Source organism: Synergistaceae bacterium, assembly GCA_012728235.1.
In the GTDB taxonomy this organism is placed as follows: Bacteria; Synergistota; Synergistia; order Synergistales; family Synergistaceae; genus JAAYFL01.
On record JAAYFL010000079.1, the window covers coordinates 1 to 2,532 of the forward strand.

The 2,532-nt window shown below is 39.2% G+C and carries 4 protein-coding genes; all 4 read left to right on the plus strand.

Annotation, left to right across the window (positions count from 1 at the left end; all coding sequences use genetic code 11):
* On the plus strand, positions 1-364 hold a 364-nt coding region (locus tag GXZ13_05570; GenBank protein NLX75282.1), incomplete at its 5' end, for a flavin reductase family protein.
* Positions 365-371: 7 nt separating this feature from the next.
* Positions 372-1,178, plus strand: coding sequence for a TIGR02757 family protein (locus GXZ13_05575; GenBank protein NLX75283.1), 807 nt, complete (start codon positions 372-374; stop codon positions 1,176-1,178).
* 115 nt (positions 1,179-1,293) lie between these two features.
* Entirely contained in the window at positions 1,294-1,965 is a 672-nt protein-coding gene (locus GXZ13_05580; protein NLX75284.1) for a hypothetical protein, read from the plus strand.
* A gap of 227 nt (positions 1,966-2,192) precedes the next feature.
* The coding region (locus GXZ13_05585; GenBank protein NLX75285.1) for an HTH domain-containing protein at positions 2,193-2,532 on the plus strand (340 nt) is incomplete at its 3' end.

The following is a 2,532-nucleotide window of genomic DNA, read 5'->3' on the forward strand; positions in this document are numbered from 1 at the left end:
AACAACGGAAATGATTCAAGAAAGTAAAGTTTTTTCCGTTGCTATTCTTGAGCAAGAGGTGCCCATGACTTTCATCGGTCGCTTTGGTTTTAAATCAGGCAGAGATATAGATAAATTTGAAGAAACAAAATATGTTTTGGGTGAAACAGGTGCTCCGTTGATTACTGAATGGTCTGTTGCTAATTACGAGGCCAAAGTCACCAAAATGATGGATTTGTCGACACACGTACTCTTCGTAGGAGAACTCGTCTCAGCTAATTTCTTGAAAGAAACAGTTCCTCTCACATATGCTGAATATCATATTAAAAAAAAGGGCAAGTCTCCTGAGACTGCGCCAACGGTAATATTCAACGACTTAAAATAATTTAAACATGGGAATTTTATCTGAGAAAGCGGAACTTGTAAAAAGTCGAGCGATATTTGAAAAGTTATATAAAGATTTTAATAAGAGGATCTATGTTTCACCTGATCCTCTTCAATTTCTTTATGATTATGATCTTCCGGAAGACAGAGAGATTGTTGGTTTAATTGCTTCCTCATTAGCATATGGAAGAGTGGCTCAAATACTAAAGAGCATTGAAAAAGTTCTATCCGTCTTAGGTCCCTCACCTTCTCAATATCTGAAAAGTGTGGATCAGGCAGAATTAAAGGAAAGCTTCAAAGGTTTCGTTCATCGTTTTACTGACGAATATGAAATGGTGGGCTTTCTCTCCTGTATAAGTGAACTACTCAAAAGGGGCGCAACTCTAGAGAGTCTGTTTCTCTCATTTCACGAAGGAGATTCTTGGCAGACGGTCGAAAAATTTTCTACAGAGCTGCTAGCCTGTGGCGGGAAAGAGAAGATGTATCTGCTTCCGAAACCTTCCAAAGGCAGTGCATGTAAAAGATTGGCTTTATTTTTGAGATGGATGGTTCGCTCTGATGAGGTGGATCCGGGAGGTTGGTCTAAAATTTCCCCCGATTCTCTTTTTATTCCACTGGACACCCATATGTTTAATATCTGTTCAAAATTAGGATTGTGCACTCATAAACAGCCAGATGCTAGAGCAGTTAAAGAGATTACAGAAGCCTTTAAAGTCATATCGCCAGAGGATCCGGTACGTTATGATTTTGCTTTGACTCGTTTTGGCATAAGAAGCGATATGCAGCTTGAAGAACTCTTTAATAGATGGGAATAAAAAAACTAGAGCAATAAAGCCATTCTTCTGCTATACTCTCTGTTCTTAATTACGTATTTACATATACGGTGCTAAGGTTATACTTTAGTCAAACATAAATAAAGGAGGCGACGGCATGACTTCAATTCTGCCATACTGGGACCAAAACGTAGAATTTAATATTGAGCCGTGGTTTCCATACGCAAAGGATTATTCACCTGTTACTGTCAACAAACTTTTGTGTCCTTTGCTTGAAAATGTAGCAGGGCTCGCATTTGAAATGCATAGCGAATTTCTCTTCCTTCGCAGTTTCCAGAGGGGCAATGTCGGAACTTTGGCAAGACAGAATATGATAGACCCAATCCGCAACAGCGGTCTTGAGTTGGGTTTCACGGCGGTATTCACATATTCCGAAGAGATGGAGAATTGCATAGTAAAGATACTGCATAGATTTGAAGGCTTAAAAGCTGCACTCACACTCTGCGGGATATGGAACGATTCGGTGTTGGTCGACGAGTGCAAGGTTATTATGTTGGTAAGTGAGGATCCTTTTTTCGACGAGGATAGATTTTTCTTAACTTTAGAAAAGTCATTTCAAATTCTTTCCGGAAAGAATAAGTCGAACATATCATTCTTCGCGGAGAAATTTGGCTATAGGAGATTCTCCATTTCTTATGAGACAGATGATATTACCAATATGAGAATCACTCAGGCTCTTTTTGATATAGAGCTTGACCAGACCAGAGAGGTAATAGGGCCTACGCCGGAGCTAAAGCTCCCACGCATATTGGGCAGCAGAAAAATCTAAAAGAGAGTTCAAATCACGTAAATAAGAAACATAATATCAGATATGAAACAGGGTATTGTTAAAAAACAATACCCTGTTTTTTTATTCCGAAAAGATAAATGTGGGTTGCCTATGCCTTATGCCAACTGTCAACCTAAAATAAAATTAGGGTTGACACAAGAGCCTTGCAACGATTTAATAGCATAAAAGGGGTGTATATTTTGTTAAAAAATCAGGTGTTATATTCCTTGGAACAACGAAAGGGAAATATCGTTACAGGCGGTCAGCTAGCAAGTGCGTTAGGCGTCAGCCGCAACGCAATCTGGAAAGCTATTCGCCTGTTGCGGGATGATGGAAATGAGATCGTTTCTGTCCCAAATAAGGGTTATATACTCATGGACACAAATGATACATTGTTTGAAAAAACTATTCGTGATGATTTAAGGACTACGTTCATAGGACAAAAAATGAAACTGCTTCCCGTCGTTCATTCTACAAATCAATATCTGAAAGAATTAAATACAGCTGATGCTAAGAACGGTTATGTTGTTGTTGCTAATGAGCAGAACAGCGGACGGGGCAGAAGGG